Annotated in this window: 14 protein-coding genes and 1 tRNA gene; 8 read left to right on the forward strand and 7 right to left on the reverse strand. The window is 61.7% G+C overall.

Features of this window, described 5'->3' with window-relative positions; translation table 11 throughout:
• Window positions 1–81: 81 nt before the first annotated feature.
• The 3 genes from M5G11_RS14095 to gabD form a co-directional block, all read right to left on the reverse strand.
• Window positions 82–1,290, reverse strand: a complete 1,209-nt coding sequence (locus M5G11_RS14095; RefSeq protein WP_273909349.1) for a response regulator — start codon at window positions 1,288–1,290, stop codon at window positions 82–84.
• A 135-nt stretch (window positions 1,291–1,425) separates the two neighbouring features.
• On the reverse strand, window positions 1,426–2,709 hold the full coding sequence (gene gabT / locus M5G11_RS14100) for a 4-aminobutyrate--2-oxoglutarate transaminase (RefSeq protein ID WP_273909348.1): 1,284 nt from the start codon (window positions 2,707–2,709) through the stop codon (window positions 1,426–1,428).
• Window positions 2,710–2,888: 179 nt separating this feature from the next.
• Window positions 2,889–4,331: an NADP-dependent succinate-semialdehyde dehydrogenase gene (gene gabD, locus M5G11_RS14105; RefSeq protein WP_273909347.1), complete on the reverse strand. Its 1,443-nt coding sequence runs from the start codon at window positions 4,329–4,331 to the stop codon at window positions 2,889–2,891.
• Window positions 4,332–4,592: 261 nt separating this feature from the next.
• Between gabD and M5G11_RS14110 the strand changes: the two genes are divergently transcribed.
• From M5G11_RS14110 to M5G11_RS14125, 4 genes are all read left to right on the forward strand, one after another.
• Window positions 4,593–4,669 (forward strand) — tRNA-Arg (locus M5G11_RS14110).
• A gap of 181 nt (window positions 4,670–4,850) precedes the next feature.
• Window positions 4,851–5,366, forward strand: coding sequence for a sigma-70 family RNA polymerase sigma factor (locus M5G11_RS14115; RefSeq protein ID WP_273909346.1), 516 nt, complete (start codon window positions 4,851–4,853; stop codon window positions 5,364–5,366).
• Window positions 5,363–6,352 carry a FecR domain-containing protein gene (locus M5G11_RS14120; protein WP_273909345.1) on the forward strand — a complete coding sequence of 330 codons (990 nt, stop codon included), beginning with the start codon at window positions 5,363–5,365 and terminating at the stop codon, window positions 6,350–6,352. Before M5G11_RS14115 ends, M5G11_RS14120 begins: the two co-directional genes overlap by 4 nt.
• Window positions 6,353–6,448: 96 nt before the next feature.
• On the forward strand, window positions 6,449–8,995 hold the full coding sequence (locus tag M5G11_RS14125) for a TonB-dependent siderophore receptor (protein ID WP_273909344.1): 2,547 nt from the start codon (window positions 6,449–6,451) through the stop codon (window positions 8,993–8,995).
• A 137-nt stretch (window positions 8,996–9,132) separates the two neighbouring features.
• Here M5G11_RS14125 and mqo read toward each other — a convergent pair whose 3' ends face one another.
• Window positions 9,133–10,767, reverse strand: coding sequence for a malate dehydrogenase (quinone) (gene mqo / locus M5G11_RS14130; RefSeq protein ID WP_273909343.1), 1,635 nt, complete (start codon window positions 10,765–10,767; stop codon window positions 9,133–9,135).
• Between the two features lie 809 nt (window positions 10,768–11,576).
• Between mqo and M5G11_RS14135 the strand changes: the two genes are divergently transcribed.
• Window positions 11,577–11,894, forward strand: a complete 318-nt coding sequence (locus M5G11_RS14135; protein WP_273909342.1) for a DUF3077 domain-containing protein — start codon at window positions 11,577–11,579, stop codon at window positions 11,892–11,894.
• Window positions 11,895–11,950: 56 nt separating this feature from the next.
• Here M5G11_RS14135 and M5G11_RS14140 read toward each other — a convergent pair whose 3' ends face one another.
• The 3 genes from M5G11_RS14140 to M5G11_RS14150 form a co-directional block, all read right to left on the reverse strand.
• The gene (locus tag M5G11_RS14140; RefSeq protein ID WP_273909341.1) at window positions 11,951–12,199 is read right to left on the reverse strand and encodes a BrnA antitoxin family protein; all 249 of its coding nucleotides are present in this window, start codon (window positions 12,197–12,199) and stop codon (window positions 11,951–11,953) included.
• On the reverse strand, window positions 12,177–12,455 hold the full coding sequence (locus tag M5G11_RS14145) for a BrnT family toxin (RefSeq protein ID WP_273909340.1): 279 nt from the start codon (window positions 12,453–12,455) through the stop codon (window positions 12,177–12,179). Before M5G11_RS14145 ends, M5G11_RS14140 begins: the two co-directional genes overlap by 23 nt.
• A gap of 230 nt (window positions 12,456–12,685) precedes the next feature.
• Window positions 12,686–14,692 (reverse strand): TonB-dependent receptor family protein, encoded by a 2,007-nt coding sequence (locus M5G11_RS14150; RefSeq protein ID WP_273909339.1) that lies wholly within the window; start codon window positions 14,690–14,692, stop codon window positions 12,686–12,688.
• Between the two features lie 219 nt (window positions 14,693–14,911).
• On the opposite strand from M5G11_RS14150, the gene M5G11_RS14155 reads away from it, so the two are divergent.
• The 3 genes from M5G11_RS14155 (at window position 14,912) to M5G11_RS14165 (ending at window position 24,172) form a co-directional block, all read left to right on the forward strand.
• Window positions 14,912–16,771: a DUF3857 domain-containing transglutaminase family protein gene (locus M5G11_RS14155; RefSeq protein ID WP_273909338.1), complete on the forward strand. Its 1,860-nt coding sequence runs from the start codon at window positions 14,912–14,914 to the stop codon at window positions 16,769–16,771.
• 125 nt (window positions 16,772–16,896) lie between these two features.
• On the forward strand, window positions 16,897–17,406 hold the full coding sequence (locus M5G11_RS14160) for a hypothetical protein (RefSeq protein WP_273909337.1): 510 nt from the start codon (window positions 16,897–16,899) through the stop codon (window positions 17,404–17,406).
• Window position 17,407: 1 nt separating this feature from the next.
• Window positions 17,408–24,172, forward strand: a complete 6,765-nt coding sequence (locus M5G11_RS14165) for a calcium-binding protein (protein ID WP_273909336.1) — start codon at window positions 17,408–17,410, stop codon at window positions 24,170–24,172.
• Window positions 24,173–24,235: the final 63 nt, after the last annotated feature.

Below are 24,235 nucleotides of genomic sequence, written 5' to 3' on the forward strand. Positions count from 1 at the left end.
CCTTGCCGGCACCTACCACAAATGCGGTTTCAGCCAGATCCTGTGGGAGCCGGCCTTGCCGGCGATGGGGTCACCTCGGTCTCAAGCCTTGCGCAACCGCCCCAATTCAACCATCCCCACCTTCAACAACCTAGCCGCCCGACTGTCTGCCAGCGGCTCCAGCCCCTGATCCGCCGGCAAGCGCGCCAGCTGCCCGCACAGGTTCATTACCAGGTCTTCGCGCTGATACACCCCGCCACCCAGCTGGTACACCGCTGCGATCAACTCACGCAGCTCCAGCGGCAAACGCCAGCGCGTACGCAACGCCGAGCCATACGCCGCGCCATATTCGTTCAGCGACAGCTCGATGGCATCCTCATCCAGTTCACCTCCAGCCTGCTGCCACTCCTGCAAAACCCGCAACAACGCCAGGTCCCCCAGGCAATGCAGCAACCCCGCGCAATAACAACGCTCCTGCTCAAGCTCCAGCATCCTCGCCAGCGTGCGCGCGTATTCGGCGGTGTGCAGCGACATGTCCCAGAAGTGCGCGGCATTTTGCGCCAGCAACGGGTCTGTCAGCTTGGCACTGCGCTTGAGCGTCAAGCCCAGTATCAGGTTCATGCTCTGGGTGGTGCCCAGCTTGTTCAGCGCTTGCATCAACGTCTGCACCGCACCATCGCGGTGCAAGGCCGCGCTGTTGGCCGCCGCAATCAACACCGCCGTGATCTGCGGGTCACCGCGCAGCTCCTCCTCCAGCACCTTCAAATTCAAACCCTGCGGGTTCAACGCCCGCTTCACCGCCTGCTTCACATCGGCAATCAACGGCCCGCCATCCGCCGTGGCGCGGTGATCTTCCAGGTAGCGCGACAGGGTGATCCCCGGGCGCAACGGCACCACCAGGCAAGCGATCTGCTCGCCCACCTTGAGCAGCAGCTCCTCCAGCCGACGGCGCAGCAGCTCCATGTCCAGCGGCTTGCTCAGGTACGCCGTAGGCGCCAGTGGCAGCGCCTCGCGCACGCTGGCACTGTCGCTGCGGCTACTGAGCAGAATGAACGGCAAGGCCGGCTGCCGGCGCTTGGCGCGCACATTGCGCAGCAAGTCCAGGCCATCGAGCCCCGGCAGTTCACGGGCGGCGATAATCAGGTCAGGTTGGCTGGCCAGTGCGGCCAGCGCCTCGTGGCCATCGGCACAGACCTGCATGCGGGCGTCGCAGCGTACATCGAGCACCAACTGGGTCAGCATGTCACGCACCCACGGGTCACCCTCCGCGATCAGCACACAAGGCGCCGCCGCTATGTCTTCAACAGTCATCGGTCTCTCCTGACAGCTTTGCACGCGTTCCAGTGCACCTTCCTGGGTGTCTCGTTAGGGAAACCTTAGCGCTCACACATTCATTTGGGCGAAAAAAAACCCGCCGAAGCGGGTTTTTCTCTAGCCGGTCACAGTTTACGCAAGTTCGTCGAAGCACTCGGCGATGATTGCCAGACCTTGGTCCAGTTGTTCATCAGGCGAGGTCAGCGGAACCAGGATACGCAGGACGTTGCCGTAGGTGCCGCACGACAGCAGGATCAGACCCTTGTCACGCGCCTTGGCCACAACCGAGGCCACTGCAGCAGCGTTCGGTACCAGGGAGCCGGCTTTCTCGACGACTTCGATGGCGATCATCGAACCCAGTGCACGCACTTCACCGATGATTGGGTGCTTGGCCTGGATCTGCTTCAGGCCGGCAACCAGACGCTCGCCAACAGCCTGGCTGCGTTCCAGCAGTTTCTCTTCTTCGAACACTTCCATCACGGCCAGGGCCGCAGCGCAAGCGATCGGGCTACCGGCGTAGGTGCCGCCCAGGCCGCCTGGTGCGATGGCGTCCATGTACTCGGCCTTGCCGCACACACCGGCCAGTGGGAAGCCACCAGCGATGGATTTGGCGAAGGTGGTCAGGTCAGGCGCAACGCCCATCTGTTCCATGGCGAAGAAGGTGCCGGTACGGCCAGCGCCAGTCTGCACTTCGTCAGCGATCAGCAGGATGCCGTGCTGGTCGCACAGGGCACGCAGACGCTTCATGAACTCTTTAGGTGCAACGTAGAAACCACCTTCGCCCTGCACTGGCTCGAGGATGATCGCCGCGATGTCACGGGCTTCAGCGTCGTTCTTGAAGATGCGTTCGATCGAAGCGATCGAGTCGTCAATGCTCACGCCGTGCAGTTCGTTCGGGTACAGCGCGCGGAAGATACCGCCTGGCATCAGGCCCATGCCGGCCGAGTACGGTACGACTTTGCCGGTCAGACCCAGGGTCATCATGGTACGGCCGTGGTAAGCGCCGGTGAAGGCGATCACGCCAGCACGGCCGGTAGCGGCACGGGCGATCTTGATGGCGTTTTCAACGGCTTCGGAACCGGTGGTGACCAGCAGGGTTTTCTTGGCGAAGTCGCCTGGCACGCGAGCGTTGATCTTCTCGCAGACTTCTACGTACGGCTCGTAAGCCAGTACCTGGAAGCAGGTGTGGGTCAGCTTGTGCAGTTGAGCTTCAACGGCAGCGATGACTTTCGGGTGCAGGTGACCGGTGTTCAGTACCGCGATGCCGCCGGCGAAGTCGATGAACTCGCGGCCTTCAACGTCGGTCACGGTGGCGTTTTTCGCCGAGTCGGCGAAGATCGGGTGGATCTGGCCAACACCGCGTGGAACAGCGGCGACACGACGTTGCATCAGGGATTCGTTGGTCTTCTTGCTCATGATGTCCTCATTTCGCCAGCACAGTGGCGCGATTCAGTCTGGGCGGCCGGTATTCAACTGCAACAGCATTCGTTGATCGACTGCTGCAGGGGCCAGGCTGCCGGATGTTTCGGTGTAAAAAAGGCCAGCGAGACGGCGCTCTCGCGTCCCGCTGGCAGAGGCAAAGCCTTACCGGTGGATCAGACGCTGATGCACAGGTATTTGATTTCCAGGTAGTCCTCGATGCCGTACTTGGAGCCTTCACGGCCCAGGCCCGACGCCTTGATACCACCGAACGGCGCGACCTCGTTGGAGATCAGGCCGGTGTTGATGCCAACCATGCCGTATTCCAGCGCTTCGGCAACACGGAACACACGGCTGATGTCGCGGGCGTAGAAGTACGACGCCAGGCCGAATTCGGTGTCGTTGGACATGGCGATGACTTCGGCCTCGTCCTTGAAGCGGAACAGCGGCGCCAGTGGGCCGAAGGTTTCTTCCTTGGCCACGGCAGCGTTTTTCGGTACATCAACCAGGATGGTCGGCTCGAAGAAGTTGCCTTCGATCAGCTTGCCACCGCTCAGTACCTTGGCGCCTTTGCTCACCGCGTCGGCGATGTGCTCTTGCACCTTGGCCACGGCCTTGCCGTCGATCAGCGGGCCGGTGGTGGTGCCTTCTTCCAGACCGTTGCCGATCTTCAGCTTGGCCACGGCGGCCTTGAGCTTCTCGGCGAACTGCTCGTAGACGCCGTCCTGCACGTAGATACGGTTGGCGCAGACGCAGGTCTGGCCGTTGTTGCGGTACTTGGAGATGATCGCGCCGTCGACGGCCTTGTCCAGGTCGGCGTCGTCGAACACGATGAACGGCGCGTTGCCGCCCAGCTCCAGGGAAACCTTCTTGATGTCCTTGGCGCATTCAGCCATCAGCTGGCGGCCGATTTCGGTCGAGCCGGTGAAGGACAGCTTGCGCACGATCGGGTTGCCGGTCAGCTCGCTGCCGATGTCGCCGGCGCTGCCGGTCACCACGCTCAGCACGCCAGCCGGGATGCCGGCGCGGGTGGCCAGTTCAACCAGGGCCAGGGCCGAGTACGGGGTTTGCGAAGCAGGCTTGAGCACCATGGTGCAGCCAGCGGCCAGGGCCGGGCCGGCTTTACGGGTGATCATCGCGGCCGGGAAGTTCCACGGGGTAATGGCCGCGGTCACGCCGATAGGCTGCTTGATGACGATCAGGCGCTTGTCTGGCTGGTGGCCAGGGATGGTGTCGCCGTAGACGCGCTTGGCTTCTTCGGCGAACCACTCGATGAACGAGGCGGCATAGACGATTTCGCCCTTGGCTTCGGCCAATGGCTTGCCTTGCTCGGAGGTCATCAGGCGGGCCAGGTCGTCCTGGTGCTCGATCATCAGTTCGAACCAGCGGCGCAGCTTGCCGGCACGCTCTTTGGCGGTCAGTGCACGCCAGGCCGGCAGGGCCTTGTCGGCCGCTTCGATGGCGCGGCGGGTTTCAGCGGCGCCCATTTTCGGCACGGAGCCGAGGATCTCGCCGGTGGCCGGGTTGTTGACCTGGATGGTCTGACCGTTGTCCGCGTCCAGCCACTCACCGTTGATGAAGGCTTGCTGGCGGAACAACTGGGCGTCTTTAAGCTGCATGTCGGCTTCCTTAACAGCACCGCGTAGGAACGGGGCGAATTATTGATTGTAAAAAAGGAGAGCGTTTGAAATCTCAAACGAATCCTAGGATCAACGGCAAAAAAGGACAATAGGGTGTTCGAAAAAAAGAACAAAACGTTCAAGCTTTCCGTCGTTTTTCGGATCAACGACAGGTATAGACCCTAATGTGTGCGAAATCGAACACAGCAGTGTTCGACGATGGACGGGGCAGGGTGAGATGGGTATCATGGCGCCCGCATTGCACTCGTAGCTCAGCTGGATAGAGTACTGCCCTCCGAAGGCAGGGGTCGTGGGTTCGAATCCCGCCGAGTGCACCATCTATTAGGGCTGGATCTGTCCCAGATAATCTAGCCCCCGAGAAGCCCGCCCTGTGCGGGCTTTCTTGTTTCTGGCCTGAGCGACCCCGGGCAACTCAGCCGGCGCTTGCCATGTTCAATCGCCAAGCTATAGGATGCGATGAATTCTCAAATGCACTGAGTTTTCATAAAGGGGCTTGCCGTGTCGCCATCCTCCGCTCCCCCCTCTTCGCCGCTGGACGTCCAGACCCTTTACCTCGATCACCACGCCTGGCTGGTCGACTGGCTGCGCAAGCGCCTGAGGCACCGCGACAATGCCGCCGACCTCGCGCATGACACGTTCGTAAAGATTCTCGGCAAACCGCAACGGCTCAGCGAAGTGCGCCAGCCACGGGCCTGGCTGAGCACCGTGGCCAACGGCCTGCTGATCGACCGCGTACGTCGGCAACGGGTTGAGCGTGCCTACCTGGAAGCGATTTCGCACATTCCAGAAGCACTGGTGCCGCCACCGGAAACGCAATTGATGCTGATGGAAACGCTGGCGCGCATCGACCAATTGCTCGATGGCCTTGCGCCCAAGGTTCGTGCCGCTTTCCTGCTCTCTCGCCTGGAAGGCTTGGGCCACAAAGAAATTGCCATGCGCCTGGGGGTGAGCCTGCGCTCGGTGGAAAAATACATGGTCAGCGCCATCCGTCACTGTTATCTGGCCCAACGATGAGCGCCGCGCCCGCCCCTGAGCTGCCCGAAAAAATCCTCGACCAAGCCATTGGATGGCTGGTGCGCATGCAATCTGGCAACGTCTCCGATCAGACCCGCAGCGCTTGCGCACGCTGGCGCCAGGCGGACCTGCTGCATGAAGCCGCCTGGCAGGCATTGCAGGCAAGCGAGCGGGATTTTCAGCGCATCGGCGGCTTGCAGGGCATCTGCGGTGAGGTGGCAATCGACACCCTCGAGCGTCTGCAAAGCGCCCGGCACAGCCGCCGCAACGCGCTCAAGCTGCTCGGCCTCGGCACGATGGCCGGCGCCATGGGCGGCTGGGGATTGAACGAGCGCCCACTGTCGACCTGGGGTGCGGACTATGTGACCGGCGTGGGGGAGCGTCGACCGTTCAACCTCAGCGACGGTACGCGGCTGCAACTGAACACGGCCAGTGCAGTGGACGTGCAGTTCAGTGCGCAGCGGCGGCTGATCAACCTGCGCCGTGGCGAAATTTTCATCGACACCGGCAACGACGCGGCCAGCCCCACAGGGCGTCGCGAGTTTTGGGTGCACAGCCCGCACGCACGCTTGCAAGCGTTGGGAACCGCCTTCGCGGTACGCCAGTTGCCACACGCTTCACGCCTGCGTGTCGAGCAGCATGCGGTGGTTATCCACAGCCACGCGCAGCAGATCCGGGTAGAGGCTGGCGAAGAGTATCTGATCACCGCCGAGGGCTGCCGCAAGGTCGAAGGCAACCCGATGCATTCCAGTGCCTGGACCCAAGGCCAACTCGTAGCCAGGCGCATGCGCCTGCGCGACCTTGCCGCCGAGCTTGCGCGCTACCGCCATGGCTGGTTGAGCTGCGACCCGCAGATTGCCGAGCTGCACGTCTCGGGGGTGTTCCAGCTCGATGACATCGACCAGGCCTTGAGCGCCGTGGCAGATCACTTGCCGGTGCGCATCGAGCGCTTCACCTCACTGTGGAGCCGTATCGTCGCGCGCTAAACCGGATGCCTCGATTGTTTAAAAAAAACAGTGCGGTTTTTTTCGAGCACTTCGGCAAATAGGAAAACATCCTGTTTTCGCAAGGAGTCGCCGTACATGTCTTCCGCTTCCACTCCCCCCCGCACATTGCAGCGCAGCCACCTGGCACTCGCCCTGCGCGGTATCTTGTTGGGCAGCATCGCCACCACGCCCGTGGTCAGCTTCAGTGCCCATGCGCAGCAAGCCGCCGTACGCCAATACGACCTGCCCGCCGGCACCCTGGAAGACTCGTTGAATGCTTTTGCGCAGGCCGCGGGCATCAACCTGCCGCTCGACCCCGCCATGCTGCACGGTAAACGCGCGACCGCCCTCAAGGGTGAATATGGCGTGCAAGAAGGCCTCAACCTGTTGCTCAGCGGCAGCGGGCTGGCTGCCAACCCCAGCGCGAGCGGCAACTGGCTGCTGTCTGTTGCGCCCCTGCACATCGGCACGCTGGAGCTCGGTGCGACCACGGTCAGTGGGCAAGGCATGGGCCAGGCGACCGAGAACTCCGGCTCCTACACCAGCGGCCTGGTGAGCGTCGGCTCGAAGACGCCGGTCAGCCTGAAGGACACCCCGCAAACGGTGTCAATCATCAGCCAGCAGATGATCGAAGACCAGCGCATCACCACCCTGCCTGAGGCCATGAAACGCACGCCTGGCATTACCGTGCGCAACAGCAACTACCACACCCAGCAGTTCTTCTCGCGCGGCTTTGCCATCGACAACGTGCAAATTGACGGCGCCGCGCCCATGGACATCGGCACCGGCCTGGGCACCTTTTACAGCGACCGTCAGTACGACATGGCCACCTACGACCATATCGAGGTGCTGCGTGGCGCCAGCGGGCTGCTGGGTGGTACCGGTGACCCGGGCGGCATCGTCAATCTGGTGCGCAAGCGCCCACTGGACCAGTACCAGCTCAAACTCAACACCTCGGCAGGCTCCTGGGACAACTACCGCAGCGAGGTCGACCTGACTGGCCCATTGGCGTTCGACGGCAAGCTGCGCGGGCGCATGGTAGCGGCCTACACCGACCGCCAATACTTCATGGACAACCGTAGCACCGAGAAGCCATTGCTCTACGGCATCCTTGAAGCAGACCTGACTGACAACACCCTGCTGACCGTCGGCGGCAGCTACGACAAGGTCAAGGAAAACGGCACCGGTGACGGCCTGCCGCGCTACAGCACCGGCGGCGACGTAGGCCTGCCGCGCCATACCTGGTACACCACCAACAAGGCCTGGTCCGACAGCTACTCGCGTGAGTGGTTTGCCAAGCTTGACCACGATTTCAATGAAGATTGGAAGCTCAACACTTCCTACACCTACTCCTATAACCACTCCACCACCGAAGGCATCATTCCCTACGGCTCGGTGGATGAAACCACCAATAGCGGCCCTTACTGGTGGGGCAGCTACGCGTCGAGCTGGAGCAAACAGTCGGTCTTCGACGTCAACCTGTCCGGGGGCTTCGACGCCTTCAATCGTCGTCATGAGGTGCTGTTCGGCGCGGACTACCAGAAGGTCACCAGCCGTTGGCGTGCGGCCCAGGGCATGCTCGGCAAAGGTGGCCTGATCGACCTGTGGGACCCGCAATCGACCCCGTTGACCAGCGATGCGTCCAACCACAAGTTCTTCCGTGATTACTCACCCAACCAGCGTGAGCAATATGGCCTGTACTCGACCCTGCGCCTGCAACTGACAGACCCTCTGAAACTAGTGGTGGGGGCCCGTGCCCAGCGCTACAAGTTCGAGCAGGCCTACCGCATGCGCCCACAAGCGGGCACTGGACCGTGGGCCGAGCAAGACAGTGTTTCGGATCGCGAACCCACCACCCTGGTGCCGTTTGGTGGCCTGATCTACGCATTGAATGATGAATGGTCCACATACGTCAGCTACGCCGAAGTGTTCAAGCCTCAGGCGCAGAAGTTGAAAGGGCCGCTGGACGCACCTGCCTCCATCGAAGCCATGACCGGCAAAACCTACGAGACGGGGATCAAGGGTGAAGTGCTCGACGGCCGGATGAACGTCAGCGCCGCGCTGTTCTACACCACCCGAGAACATCAGGCAGCGAAAGACCCGTCCTACCCTGAAAAGCCGTTCAGCTACAGCAGTTCGTGTTGCTACCTGGCCCAGGACAAGATCGTCAGCAAAGGCCTCGACCTGGAAGCGACCGGCGAGATTACCCCCGGCTGGGAAGTGCAGGCCGGCTACACCTACAACCAGGTTCACAACGACACGGCCGAAACGCTCTACAGCACCGTGACGCCAAAGCACCTGCTCAAGCTCTGGAGCCTGTATACCTTGCCTGGCCGGTTGTCTGACTGGCGGGTTGGCGCCGGTGTGACCGCGCAAAGTGCAACGTTCGTGGAAGGCCAGGCCTACCGTTTCGACAGCATTGGCGAACCGATTGACGCCCAACCCTACAAGTTCAGCCAAGCCGGCTACGCCGTGTACGACGCCATGGCAGAGTACACAGTGGATGAAAACTGGTCGGTAGCGCTCAACGGCAACAACCTGTTCGACCGCAAGTACTACGCCAGTGTGGGCACTTCGGAGTACGGCAACTACTACGGCGAGCCCCGTAACTTCACCATTACCCTGCGCGGCACCTTCAAATAGGCACCCCGCCCCTCTGTGGGATGGGCCGCAGCGGCCCCACTTGGCAAGCCCAGCGGCTACAAAAAATGGGGACGACAGTTGGGCACAAAAAAGCCCCGTCAAATCACTTTGACGGGGCTTTTGTCTGACCGGGGGCTTTACAGCGCCATGTCAGAAACCGGCTTGTTGTCCTTTGCAGGCGCAGCAGCTGGCTGTGGAGCGACAGTCTTGTTGATCATCGGCGGCGGGGTCAGCTGCAGGGTTTGTGCAGTGTTTACCCACTCCTGATACGCCTTCTCAGGCGAATCGTTCAGCTTGGTGCCGTAGCTTGGGATGATCTCGTGCAGCTTCGCTTGCCACTCTGGGGTAGCAACCTTGTCCTTGAAGACCTTCTCCAGCACGCTCAGCATGATCGGCGCGGCAGTCGAAGCACCTGGCGATGCACCCAGCAGGCCGGCAATGCTGCCGTCCTTGGAGGTGACGATCTCGGTGCCCAGCTTCAGCACGCCGCCGTGCTCGGCATCACGCTTGATGATCTGCACGCGCTGACCGGCTTGCCACAGGCGCCAGTCTTCCTTCTTCGCGTGAGGGTAGTATTCCTTCAGCGCGGCGAAGCGGTCGTCGTCAGACATCATCAGCTGGCTGCCCAGGTAGGTCACCAGCGAGAACTGATCAACACCCACCTTGAACATCGACCACGCGTTGTGGGTGGTGGTCGAGGTCAGCAGGTCAAACAGCGAGCCGTTCTTCAGGAACTTGGTGGAGAAGGTCGCGAATGGCCCGAACAGGATCACGCGCTTGCCGTCCAGCACGCGGGTGTCCAGGTGCGGTACCGACATCGGTGGCGCGCCGGTCGAAGCAATGCCGTAGGCCTTGGCCATGTGCTGCATGGCAATGGTCGGGTTCTCGGCCACCAGGAACGAGCCGCCTACCGGGAAGCCTGCGTATTCGTTGGCTTCCGGGATGCCGGACTTCTGCAGCAGGTGCAGCGCACCGCCGCCCGCGCCGATGAAGACGAACTTGGCATCGGTGGTGGTTTGCGTACCGTCTTTCAGGTTCTTGTAGGTGACGTGCCAGCCGCCATCCTTGTTGCGGGTGATTTCCTGTACTTCGCTCGACAGCTTCAAGGTGAAGTTCGGCTTGGTTTGCAGGTTGCCCACGAACTGGCGGGTGATCTCGCCGAAGTTCACGTCGGTGCCCAGCGAGGTCCAGGTAGCGGCCAGCTTCTGATTCGGGTCACGCCCTTCCATCATCAGCGGGACCCACTTCTTGATCTGCTCGTGGTCTTCGGAGTATTCCATGCCGCTGAACAGCGGGCTGGTTTGCAGCGCTTCGTAGCGGGCCTTGAGGAACTTGATGTTGTCATCGCCCCACATGAAGCTCATGTGCGGGGTGGAGTTGATGAACGACTGTGGGTTCTTCAGCACGCCCTGCTTGACCTGCCAGGACCAGAACTGACGCGAGATCTGGAACGACTCGTTGATCTCGATGGCCTTGGTGATGTCGATCTTGCCGTCTTTGTACGGCGTGTAGTTCGACTCGGCCAGTGCGGAGTGACCGGTACCGGCGTTGTTCCAGCCGTTGGAGCTTTCTTCGGCGACGCCGTCGAGGCGCTCGACCATTTCCATCGACCAGCCCGGCTCCAGCTCGTTCAGCCAGACACCCAGGGTCGAACTCATGATGCCGCCACCGATCAGGAGCACATCGACTTGCTTTGTATCTGCTGCATGCACAGGCATGATCCCGGCGGTCATGGCCATGACCAGCAGGGACTTGTTAATTTTCTTCAACATTCGGTCACCCATATGAAAAACGTCTTCCGCCCGCCGCTCTAGTCATGAGGAGGCCTGCGCAGGGGCAGGCCAATGGCGCTCTCAATCCATAGGACTGAAGGAGGGGGATCTATAAGGCCGTGACGCCTCTGACCTTTATTTATTTCCCTACTGCGCTGACTTCTTGTTCATATTGGTTTCAGCTGGCTTGAAGGGTACGAGGTAGCCACGCTGCTTCAGGCATAAGCGTAGGCTCTCGTGGTACAACCGGCGCATTGTAAGCGGAAATATCCTCAATTCCTTGGGAAAAAACGATTTAGCCGGGGATTTTCTGTAACGAGATTGGCTGATTTGCCATTACAGCTTGCCTATATGGCCACAACGGTAGTGGCGCTGCTCTCTGTGGGAGCTGGCCTTGCCAGCGATTGGCCGGGGGCCATGGGTCGATTTCACGGGCCCCATCGCCGGCAAGGCCGGCTCCCACAGGGGAAGATATCGCCGGCGTTTAAACCGGATGTTGAAGGCAAGTGTGGATATTTCTGCTGGCGGAGACAGTTGCCTACGAAATACCCTACGCGGTCTGTCATTCATGGATGGCTTACCCTGGGCTTCCGACCAGATACGCTCCCCCTGTCGCCGAAAACTCGGTGATCGGGTGTGGTAACCCGGGGTACGGTAAAAAACAGCTGACTGTTGTTATGGCGGCTGTGCGCGGGAGGCCTTCGGGTCTGCCGGTGTTCCTGTGCCCCGGTTTACCACCCCGCGTACAGCTGCCACCCAATCGTGTGGTAACGAGCGGACGCAGCTTCATCTCACAGGATAAGTTCGCCATGAAGAAAATCGTCCCCGATCCCCCGCTCGACGCCAACTGCGCCACGGCTGCCATGATTTTTGGCAGTTGCCAGGCCGGTCACCATCCGTTGTTCTCCGTGTGCGCGGGCATTGCCGCCCACGATGTGCTGGTGCACGTATCGCTGTACCTGCGCTGCGCCTACGACACCGCGCACAAATCCTTCGACGGTATCGATGCCGACAACAAGGGCTTCCTCTGGTCGACAATGCACTCGGTCGAAATGGCCAAGGGCCTGGTCGATGCACTGCTCGATGGCATTGAAGAACGCGGAATAAGCAAAGCCGCCGCCAGCTAGCCAAGCACAACCCTGTAGGAGCCGGCGTTGCCGGCGCCTACAGTGAGTGGTGAGCTCTAGCCCTGATGCGCCTGCATGTAATGGCGCAGCAGCTGGTTGATCCGCGTCTGGTAACCCGCACCCTGGCTTTTGAACCACTCCAGCACGTCGGCATCAAGGCGGATGGTCACCGTTTGCTTCACTGGCACACGCAGCTCGGCGCGCCGGAAGAAATCTTCGCCAAGCTCGGGGATATCGCTGGTATCAATGGCCTGGTCATCTTGCTTGGCCAGGCGTTCCCAATCAGTTTTCGATGGTTTCGACATAGTGTTTGCCCTCCTGTCGGGTGGCTTTGCGGGCAGAAATGATACGAATCACATCGCCCCGTCGTTCCGTGTAAACGACAACGCCAATCACTGACCTGATCCGCCCGATGCTGATCCAGCGTTCTTCGTCATAGTCCCGGCGATGATCACGCAAGACCAGTGTCGGATGCTGGAAAAGCTCAGGTACGTCATTGAAATCGATGCCGTGCTTGTGAATGTTGACCCGGTTCTTGGCCTCATCCCATTCAAAATACATGGGGTCGTCCTTGTATTTACATATGTAAATACACCATAGCTGGTGGAACGGCAAGGACAAGCTTGATTGGCCGGGTATTCGTTACAAACGGCTTCGGTGCCAGGCCGGCCCACAGTTCTGCGCATGACACTGTAGCCGCTGCCGTCAGGCTGCGCTGGAGCCTGCCAGGGCTCCCGAAAGCGGCGCCTGCGTTGCAGGCGAGCGCAGCCTGACGGCAGCGGCTACAAGGCTTAGAAGGTCACCTTGACCCCTGCATACACCGTACGCCCAGGCCCCGGTTCGTAGTACCGACTGCTACCGTCGTTGATCCGCAGGTTGTCGTAGTAGCGACGGTCAGTCAGGTTATCCAGGCCCACGTACGGCTCCAGCACCTGGTCCTGCAACTTGAAACGCTTGCCCAGGCGCACGTTGAACAACGCCACCCCCGCCACCCGCGCGGTGTTGGCGTTGTCGGCGTACTGCGGGCCATAAGCGTTCATGTTCAGCCGCGCATAGAAGTCATCCGCCTCATACGCCACCTCACTGAACAAGGTCTGCCGCGGGATGCCCGGCAAGCGCTTGTCGTCATACGGGTCGAACCGCGTGTAGCGGTAATCACTGAAGCTATAGGCCATCGACAAACGCCAGTGCTCGACCGGCGTGTAGTCCGCGCTCAGCTCCACCCCGTCACGCTGCGAGCGACCGGCATTGCGGTAGTAGGTCGGCCCGCTGCCGCCCACGGTGTAGGGCACCAGTTCGTCCTGCAGCAGAATGCTGTAGGCCACCGCCTCCCAACGCAGGTTGTCCCACTCACCCTTCAGGCCCAGCTCGCGGTTCAGCGCCTTGGCAGGCTCCAACCCCGAATTGAAGCCACCCCCGGTCGGGCTGGTCAGCTCATTGAGCGTCGGCGTTTCGAACGAAGTGGCCACCCGCGCATACGCCAGGTAGTGCTCATTGATCCGATAACTCAAGCCGACGCTGTAGTTCCAGTCTTCAAACCGCTGCACATCGGAGTCATCACCGTTGCCCAGAAAACGATCATCCACCGACTGGCGGATCGTGTCGTAACGCCCACCCAACGTCAGCTGCCAGCGCTCACTCAGGTCGATGCTGTCTTGCAGGTACAACCCGACACTGCCGGCCTTTTCCCGTTGGCGCAGGGTCAGCGCGCCGGTGCCGCCACCGACCAGATTGTTGTGCCGCTCGCGGTCATCGCGCTGCTGCTCGATATCGACCCCGGTGGTCAGCACGTTGCCCAGCCCGAACCACTCGGCACGGTGGGTGAACTGCGCGCCAGCGCCCGCGAACAACCGCCCATAGGAAGTCTGCCCACCGGCGCTGTAAGGCAGCCGATTGCCAAACTCGCGGTGCCCCAGCCAACTGCGCAGCTGATAGCTGTTCGCCGCGTCCAGGTCTGCCGTCCAGTTCACCGCCAGGCGCTGCTGGGTGATGGTCTCGTCGGAATTGAATTTCAGGCTTTCCGGCCGCGCCTGGCCACGGTCGGCGCGCACCTGTTGCAGGTTCAGCGCGCCCGGATCTTCCCAGCGGTTGTCCAGCGCCTGGAAGGTCACGCCCAGTTGCCCGTTGTCACCCTGCCAACGCACCTTGCCGGTCAGGTTGCGTGCCTCGGAGGTCGAGTGCTCGCGGTAGCCGTCCATGTTGGTGACGTTGAGCGCCAGCAAGCCGCCGACATTGCCGGAGGTGCCGCTGGTTTCTGCGCGCAGGCGTTGGTAGCCGTACTCGCCACCACTGACATCAATCGTCGACGTCGGGGTCAGCGACGGCTCGCGGGTCTGGATCGCCAGCACCCCACCAGCGCCATTGCCATACAAGGTCGAGGCGGAGCCGCGAATGACTTCGACACGCTCCACCAGGCCGAGGTCGACGCCGTCCATTTCGGTCTGGCCGTCAGGCATGGTCAGCGGCACGCCATCGACCATCACGCGAATACCGCGCATGCCGAAGCTGGAACGCGCACCGAAACCGCGAATCGACAGGCGCATGCCCTGGGCCATGTTGTAGCGGCTCTGCGACACGGTGCCCGGCACGGCGCTGAGCAGGCCGTCGAGGGTTAGCAACTGTTCGCCGGGCTTGTCGGCAACGCTCACCGAGCTGATGGCGGCCGGGGTTTCCAGCCAGGTCGAGGTGACCCGCGTGGAGGTCACCTCCAGGGGGGCCAGGTCAATGCTGTCGGCGGCACTCGCGGTGCCGGCACTCAACAGTAAAACGGTAACGACGGATCGCCGCCTCGAAAACATGCAAACTCCTTGGTCGTGGCTGCGCCGAAAACGAGTGTGGAAGACTCCCCCACTGCGCAGCGAGTCACGAAAAACGGCAGATTGTGTTGCGCAGTATTTCCTCGATACCCCAACGTTCTAAATTGCCTCAGCAAGCCTGCGTTCAACAAGGCAGAATGCCGCGCACTTTCTCGTGCTTTGGTACGAAAAAGTCGGATCAATAGTAGAAAAAGGAATTTTATGAAGCAGTTTGTTTCATCCCCAGCCCGTTGGCTGGCGATGCTCGCTTGCCTGTTCACGGTTACCCTGGCGCAGGCCCAGGATGACGGCACCGATCATTCGGTGACCATTGAAAAGGATATTCGCCACACGGTTGTCGCTGCCGACGGCACCTACACCTTCACCCAGGACCTGGTCCTGCGGATCAATGAAGACCGCGCGATCAAAGTCCGCGCCCAGCACCCGCTGCCCTACAACCGCACCCAGGAAACCCTTGAGGTAAAAGAGGCCTATACGCTCAAGGCCGACGGTCGCAAGGTGGCGGTCAGCGCCGAGCAGATCCGCGAGCAGCAGGAGCCGGCATCGGCCCAGGCGCCGATGTTCCATGACAGCCTGGTCAAGGTGGTGATCTTCCCCGACGTGGCCGTGGGCGACCGCCTGGTGCTGTCGTACAAGAAGCAGCGCACCACCGCGCTGTTCCCGGGGCAGTTCGAAGACATCAACTTCCCCGAGCTGCACCCCGTTGACCGCTTCACGCTGATCTACGACCTGCCCGCCGACCTGGCGTTGCAGGCCGATGCCAAGGGCTTCAAGGCCTCCAGCCCGAAAGCCGCAGCCGGCCGCAAGGTCTACCAGTGGGATTACCAGCCGAGCGCACAACCGCGTCGCGAGCAGGGTTCGATTGCCTATTCGGATTACGGCCAGTACCTGGCAGTGTCGACCTTCAAGGACTACGCCAGCTTCGCCCGCGCCTACGCGCAACGCGCCAATGTCGAAGTCACGCCAGCCATTCGCGAGTTGGCCCTGTCGCTGACCGCCAAGGCCGACAGCCCACGCGCCAAGGCCCTGGTGCTGGGCGACTGGGTGCGCAAGAACATCCGTTATGTCGCCGTGTACATCGGCTCCGGCAGCGTCGTGCCGCATGCTGCGCAAACGGTGCTGGACAACCGCTACGGTGACTGCAAGGACCACGTCGCCCTGCTCGAGGCACTGCTCAAGGCCGTGGACATCGACAGCACGCCGGCGCTGGTCAACCTGGGCAGCGCCCACCAGTTGCCGAAGGTGCCGACCCTGGGCGTGCTCAACCACGCGATCAACTACATTCCGCGCCTGGACCTGTACCTCGACAGCACCGCTGAACCCATCGCGGCGGGCTTCCTGCCGATCACCGTGCTGGACAAGCCAACCGTGCTGACCGCCAGCGCCACCCTGGGCCGCACCCCGGGTATGCAGCCGAGCAAGGTCGAGAACCTCACCACCTTCCGCATCGACGCCAAGGGCGGCGCCAGCTTCGAACACGACTCCAACGTCGAAGGCTGGGCTGCCGAGTTCAACCGCTGGGGCCTGCGCTCGATGCAGCCAAGCGACCGCGACCTGCTGGTGCAGCGTATCCTCAGCGCCTACGGCCAGAGCGGCAGCGGCAAGGTCGAGGTGTCCGGGCTGGACGAGGTCAGCCCAAGGTTCGACATGAAGTTCGTCGGCACCACCAGCAACCTGGTGAACTTCCCCGGCCCGATCGGCGTACCGACACTGACCAGCTTCGCCGGCGGTATTGCGCAGAGCGTGTTCGGCATCGTCAGCGAAAAAGAACGCCGCCAGCCGTTCACCTGCATTGCCGGGCTGACCGAAGAGCGCGCGCGCTTCGAGTTCCCGGCAGGCGTGCAGATCATTGCCTTGCCCAAGCCAGTGGCGCTCAACACGGCGCACTTCGACTACAGCGCTGCCTACCAGCAGGAAGGCAATGCGGTGGTCATCACGCGTCGTTTCGACTTCCGTCACCCGAGCGCGGTGTGCTCGCCGGACGACTTCAAGGCGATGCTGCCAAGCGTCGAGACGATGATCCGCGATCTCAATAGCCAGGTAATCGTGCAGCAAGGCTGAACCTGACTTTTTGGAATAACGCTTAATCCGTTTTTGTTGAAAATGCCGAGCTACGGACACAACGTGGCTCGGCTACGCTCGATTCAGCGCCGCATTTGCGTAAGTGCCTGGACGAGATCGAGCGTATGGAAACGACCACCCTGCCCCGCTGGCAAGCCCCCCGTTGGTTCCGCACCTACGGCGCGGCAATTCTCTATTTGGGCTATGCCCTGATCAGCCTTGCCTATCAATGGGCACTCGCCATCCCCGACGAGCTGCAGACGCAGTCCGGCACCTTTTCCATCGAGATCGTCGGCAAGAAGCACATGAGCGCCGTGACCTCTGCCGAAGGGACCTTCCTGTTCAGCTGTGCCAGCACGCTGGGCGGTCATCCCGAGTGCGTGGATATCAAGGACGAGGCGAATTACGTCGGCAAACCTGCCCAGGTCAGCTGGTACCGCCAGCCGATTTTCCCTGGGGTGACGCTCAACAAGCTGGTCACCTTGAGCATTGATGGCAACGCCATCGTGACCCGCGCCAAGGCCGAGGCGTGGATGGCCAGCAGAACCCGCATCAGCCTGTGGACTCACCTTGGCGTGGGGCTGTTCATTCTTTGCCTGTGCATATGTTTTTTAAGGAAAACAAGGAGCAACTGACGTGGACCCAAATACCGTCTCAGCCGTCCAAAGCCTGTTGTCGTTCTACAGCACACCGGTGAGCACAGCGCCTGTTACCGTCGGCATCTCCAAAGGCGAAACAATGGGTGCCACGGTGAGTGCCTTGCAAACTGCAGCGGGCGCTGCCGAGATGGTCGGCAAAGGTCTGAAAACCCCAGCCTCGGTGCTGCTCTCTGGTGTTGCCCTGGGCACGGATGTCTCCAACCTTGCCGACAGCATTGCCAATAATGGCCAGGTGAAGCAGCAGGATGTGCTGTCGGCGGCCTCCAACCTTACCAGCATGGCGGCGTCCATCGCCCTGGCGGCCGCTGCCGGGGCCACCGGTGTCGTTGCCGCGCCGGCATTGCTGGCGACGGCCGTGCTGGCGACGGCCGCCGCCGCAGTGCTCACGCTCATGGCGGTGTCCAAGGACGAAACCGACGTCATCGACGTGCAGCCGTACATCGACTCCATGAAGCAAAGCTTCGACAACCTGCGCGAAGTCATGGGCAGTGCCTATACCGATGCCGTCAATGCCTTCAAGTCCGCCCTGGATGCCGCTGGCGACTTCGGCCAGGCGTTGATGGACTATGCCTCCACTGCGTTCAATGACATCAAGAATTCCATTACCTCCCTCGACCTGACACAGATGGCCGATGACATCATCGCCAAGATATTCGGGGCCTTTGGCAATGCCGAAACCACCCGCAGCCCGCTGGTGCTCGACCTGGATGGCGACGGCGTGGAAACCCTGTCCAAAGCTGGCGGCATTCATTTCGACCACGACGGCAACGGCTTCGCCGAAACCACCGGCTGGGCCGGCAAGGACGACGGCATCCTGGTCTGGGACCGCAATGGCAACAACCAGATCGACGATGGCAGCGAACTGTTCGGCAACCACACTGCCGGCAGCGCCGGGGACGCGGCGGCCAACGGCTTTCTCGCGCTCAAGGCGCTGGACCGTAACAACGACGGCAAGGTCGACGCAGGCGATGCGGATTTCGCCAACCTGCGCGTCTGGGTCGACCGCAACAGTGACGGCAAATTGCAGAACGGTGAGTTGCTGACCCTGGCCGAGGCTCAGGTACAGGCGCTCAACGTTGGTTACCTGGAGCCTGGCAAGCCCAATGCAAATGGCGAGATACCTGGCGCAGTCATCGACAGTAACGGCAACCAGCACCGTCAAACCGGCACGTTCGTGCGCAGCGACGGCACCCAGGGCGGCATGAACGATGTGTGGTTCGATGCCGACACGGCACGCACCATCGACCTGAACCCGGTAGCCGTTGGCGCAACGATCAAAGCGCTGCCCGATATCGACGGGTTCGGCAATGTGCGCAGCCTGCACCAGGCCATGGCCCGTGATACCAGCGGGGTGTTGCAGGCATTGATCGTACAATTTGCCGCCAGCACCGATGAAGCCACCCGCAAAGGCCTGCTGACCGACATCATTTATCAATGGGCCGGCGTGCAAGACGTCGACCCCGACAGCCGCGCGGCCTCGAAAATCTATGGCAATGCCATTGGCGATGCCCGGCGCCTGGCGACACTGGAAGCGTTCCTCGGCCAGAACTATTTGGGCACCTGGTGCTGGGGTGAGCGCGACCCCAACCCCCACGGGCCTGCGGCCACCATCCTGTTGCAGGCGTTCGACAACCTGGCGGGGGTCATCTACAGCAAGTTGATGTTGCAGACGCATTTGTCGGCGCTGGTCGACGTGGTGAAAATCGATGCCAGCGGTACAGGCGTCAACTGGAACATCGACAACCTGGTCACCCTGTTGCAACAGAAATACAACGAGAACGCCGCCACCGGCGGCGCACTGGTCACCGAGCTGACCAAAGCCCTCGGCTCCAGCGGCGCCTTTGGCAAGGAAATCATCGGGCAACTGGTGGGCCGTGGTGACCCGCAGGGTTCGGGGCTGTCCCTGCTGCTGGCACAGCTGGGCAACCCGCTGCTGGGCAGCGCCGGCAGCGACTTCCTGTTCGGCACGAACAACGATGACAACCTGCTCGGGCTTCAAGGCAACGACAACCTCTACGGCAATGCCGGCAACGACCGCCTCACCGGTGGCGCGGGTGACGACAACCTGAGCGGCGGCGACGGCGCCGACACTTACGTGTTCAACCGTGGTGATGGCCACGACACCATCAACAATGCCGACGCGGATGCCTACGGCGTCGCGCTGGACACCCTGAGCTTCGGCGCAGGCATCAGCCCGGATGACATCCTGCTGACCGGCGCCTACTACGACCTGATCATCACCATCAAAGGCAGCGACGACAGCATCAGGGTCTTCAGCTTCTTCGATGACACATCGGTGATGAACTACGGCTACGCCATCGACCGCTTCACCTTTGCCAATGGCACGGTGTGGAACAGCGATCAGATCCGCGCGTTCCTCAACCAGCCCGGCGCAGGGAACGACACGCTGTACGGTGGCGCTGGCGCCGACACGCTGTCCGGCGGGCTGGGCAATGACATCCTGATGGGCGAAGCCGGCAACGACATGCTGTTCGGCGGCGATGGCAACGACGAACTATGGGGCTCGACCGGGAACGACACCCTGCAAGGCGACCGCGGCAATGACATCCTGTATGGCGGCTATGGCAGCGATACCTACCTGTTCTCGCTCGGCGACGGACACGACAGCGTGGTCTACGGTGAACGCGGGGCGGGCGATATCGACACCCTGCGCTTTTCGGCGGGCATCCTGGCTGCGGATATCAAGGTGGTCGGCGTCGGTGCCGACCTGGTGCTCAAGCACAGCAACGGCACGGACAGTGTCACCCTCAAGTTCTGGGGCAAGGACTACGACAGCCACTATCGCATTGACCGCGTCGAGTTTGCCGACGGCACGCTCTGGACCGGCTTCGACTTGAACGAACGCCTCACCCGAATGGTCGGCGGTGCCGGCGACGATATCCTCGATGGCAGTACCAACACCTTCGATCTGCGCCTGGAGGGTGGCGCGGGCAACGACCAGCTTTCCGGTGGCAAGGGCAACGACCGCCTGGAGGGCGGCAGCGGCGACGACGTGCTTGAGGGCGGCCTGGGCCAGGACATCCTGATCGGGGGCGCTGGCAACGACACGCTGCGTGGCGGGCCAGGGGTGGATACCTACCTGATCGAGGTGAACGGCGGCCAGGACGTGATCGAGGATTTCGATGGTTACTTCAACCCCAATATCCTCAAGTACGGTGCCGGCATCAATGCCGCCGACATCACCGTCAGCCGCGATGGCCTCGACCTGTGCCTGACGCATGTGAATGGCGTGGACAAGGTGACGCTGAAGAACTGGTTCAGCCTGAACGACCGCCAACCCTACATCAGCCGAATCGAATTTGCCGACGGCACCCTCTGGTCGCCCATGGAGATCAGCAACCAGTTCCTCAACCTGTACGGCACTGATGGCGACGATGTACTGACCGCCACCGGCGGCCTGCCACAACTGCTGTTCGGCGGTGCGGGCAACGACACGCTGATCGGCAATTATGGTGACGACACGTTCATTGGCGGCACAGGCAACGACCTGATGATCGGCGACCTGGGGGCCGACACGTTCATCTTCAATCTCGGCGATGGCAACGACACCATCATCGAGAGCTATGGCAATGCAGTCGACAGCCTGGTCTTCGGCGCCGGCATCAGTGCAGCAGACATCACCGTCAGCAAACAGGGCCAGAACCTGGTGTTCAACCACCTCAACGGCCTGGACAGCATTACCGTCCAGGACTGGTTCAAGAACGCCACCACCCTTGAGCAGATCAAGTTCGCCGACGGCACCGTCTGGAATGGCCAGGACCTCACCCAGGTCTACTCCCACGTCACCGGCACCGCGGCCGATGACACCTTCGACCAGGCGGACATCTATCAAAACCAGGTGCAGAACGGCCTGGATGGCAATGACGTGCTGATCTCCGGTGGCGGTAACGATCAGTTGTTCGGCGGTGCGGGCAACGACCTGCTCAAAGGCGGCAAAGGCGCCGACCAGCTGTTTGGCGGCGATGGCGATGACGTCCTGATGGGTGAGGAAGACAACGACGTACTCACCGCAGGCGCGGGGAATGACGTACTGGTGGGCGGTGGCGGTGCGGATGTGCTGACAGGGGGAAGCGGAAACGACACCCTGGACGGCGGCTATGGCTCCGACACCTACCACTTCAGCCTGGGTGACGGCCAGGACATCATTCTTGAAGAGGACGGCAGCTTCGGCAGCAACGTCGATGTGCTGATATTCGGCGCTGGCATTCTGGCTGCCGACATTCGCATCGAGCAGGCCGGCACCGACCTGGTGCTGGCTCACCAGAATGGCAGCGACAAGGTCACCATCAAGCGTTTCTTCGAGTACGACGACTTCCGCTTCAGGGTCGAGCGCGTGCAGTTTGCCGATGGGTCCTTCTGGACCAGTACCTACCTGGCCGGGCGCTTTGCCGACCTGCGCGGTGGCGACGGCGACGATGTTCTGACCAGCAACGCGGGCAATACGCCGCAGTTCATCTTCGGCGGTGGCGGCAACGACACCATCACCACCAGCACCGGCAACGATACCCTGCAAGGCGGCACCGGGAACGATACGCTGGTGGGCGGCAGCGGCTCAGACACCTACCTGTTCGAGCTGGGCGACGGTCGTGATGTCATCAGCGAAACCATGCAGTATTACTTCGCCGACACCAACGTGCTGAAGTTTGGCCAGGGCATACGCCCCGAAGACATCACCATCAGCCGTGACCAGTACGGGGCACTCGTGCTCAAGCACAGCAACGGGACCGACCAGGTGACGATCCAGGACTGGTTCGCCTACAACTGGCAACTTGAGCGCGTCGAGTTCTTTACCGGTGAAGTGTGGACCAGCACCGACCTCGCCAGCACATTCCTGACCTTTGAAGGCACTGCCGCCGACGACGACATCAGCGCCAGCTACACCAACCGTCAACAGGTGCTGCGCGGCCTGGCGGGCAACGACCAGTTGACCGGGGCACGCGGTGACGACCTGCTGGAAGGCGGGGCCGGCAATGACTACCTGCTGGGCATGGCAGGCAACGATACCCTCAAGGGCGGCAAGGGCAACGACACCCTGAACAGCGGCAACGGCTCGGACACCTACCTGTTCGACCTGGGTGATGGCGATGACCTGATCCTGGAGGACGGCACCAGCTGGTTGAGCTCGGCCCCCGATATCGACGTGATGAAATTCGGCCCGAACATCCTCGCCAGCGACCTCACCGCCATCCGGCTCGGCAACAACCTGGTGTTGAGTCACGCCAACGGGCTGGATCGCATCACCTTCGCGCAATGGTTCAGCGCGGGCCCGACGCCTGGTCATTACCAGATCGAACGCTTCGAGTTTGCCGATGGCACCCAGTGGCAAAGCAGCACGCTCGCGCTCACAGCTCCCACGCTGGCAGGCACCGACGCCGATGATGTGTTGGTTGCATCACTGGCCACCGATCAATTGATCATGGGCGGCGCAGGCAATGATCAGCTGACCGGGGCTGCGGGGCGCGACATTCTGGAGGGGGGCACAGGCAACGATACCCTCAGGGGTGGCAGCGGCTCGGACCTGTACTACTTCAGCAAAGGTGACGGCCAGGACCTGATCGAAGAACTGCCCGGCACAACCCCGGACAACAACGTCATACGCTTCTCGCCGGAGGTTTCCAGCCGCGACATTCTGGTCAGCCTGCAAGGCCAGGACCTTGTGCTGAGCAACCGAACCACAACCGACACGATCACCGTGAGAGACTGGCTGGTGGGTGATTCGGCAGCCCGACTGGCACAGGTTGAGTTCGCGAACGGCACACGTTGGAGCGCAGCAGAACTGCAACGCTACGTGTCTGGCGCCAGCACTACGGGCGGCGATGGCGACGACCAACTCAACGGGCTCGATGACTACTATCAGCTCTCCCTCTCCGGTGGCGCCGGCAACGACACCCTGATCGCAGGCACAGGCGATGACCAGCTTGTCGGCGGCCAGGGCAATGACATGCTGGTTGGCGGGGCCGGCTCGGACCTTTACCTGTTCGCCCGAGGCGATGGCCACGACACGGTGCTTGACAAGAACCTGCGCTGGGAAGGCACTGACACGCTGAGGTTCGGGCAGGGGATCACCCCTGAAGAGCTGACGCTGACCAGGAACGGCCTGGACCTCACCCTGGCTATTGCTGGAACAACCGACAGCGTCACCATCAAGAGCTGGTACCTGATCGATCAAGCAAGCGGGACAAGCCTCAACCAGATCGAACGGATCGAGTTCGCCAACGGCGTTGTCTGGAACAATACCGACATATCCTACAAGGTACCCAGCGACGGTGACGACACGCTGATTGGCGATGCCGGCAACAACCACCTGCGTGGCGGCAAAGGCAACGATGTGCTGGGCGGCCTGGCGGGTAGCGATACCTATTATTTCGCCGCCGGTGATGGCCAGGACCAGCTCGTCGGTATCCAGAACAACCCCGCAGACGCCGACAAGCTGGTGCTCGAAGGGCTCTCGGTGAATGACCTGTGGTTCTCGCGCAGTGGCAACGACCTGACTCTGGACGTTCTGGACTCAAGCGATCGCATCACGGTCTACGGCTGGTACACCGACGATTCCATGAAGCTGGCCGCTATCGAAGCCGGCAGCCAGACGCTGTACCTCAATGCGCTCAACAACCTGGTCGATGCCATGGCAGCCTTCGGCCCGCCCGTTGCTGGCGAGGTGACGCTTTCCTCTTCGCAGCGCGACGAAATCAACGTAGCCATCGCAGTGAACTGGCAGTGACGGCCCAGGCCGTTTGCCCGCAACCCGCCTGAAATCATGGCCGCCGGTATGAAAACCTGCGGC

Source organism: Pseudomonas fontis (assembly GCF_028656955.1).
Lineage (GTDB): Bacteria > Pseudomonadota > Gammaproteobacteria > Pseudomonadales > Pseudomonadaceae > Aquipseudomonas > Aquipseudomonas fontis.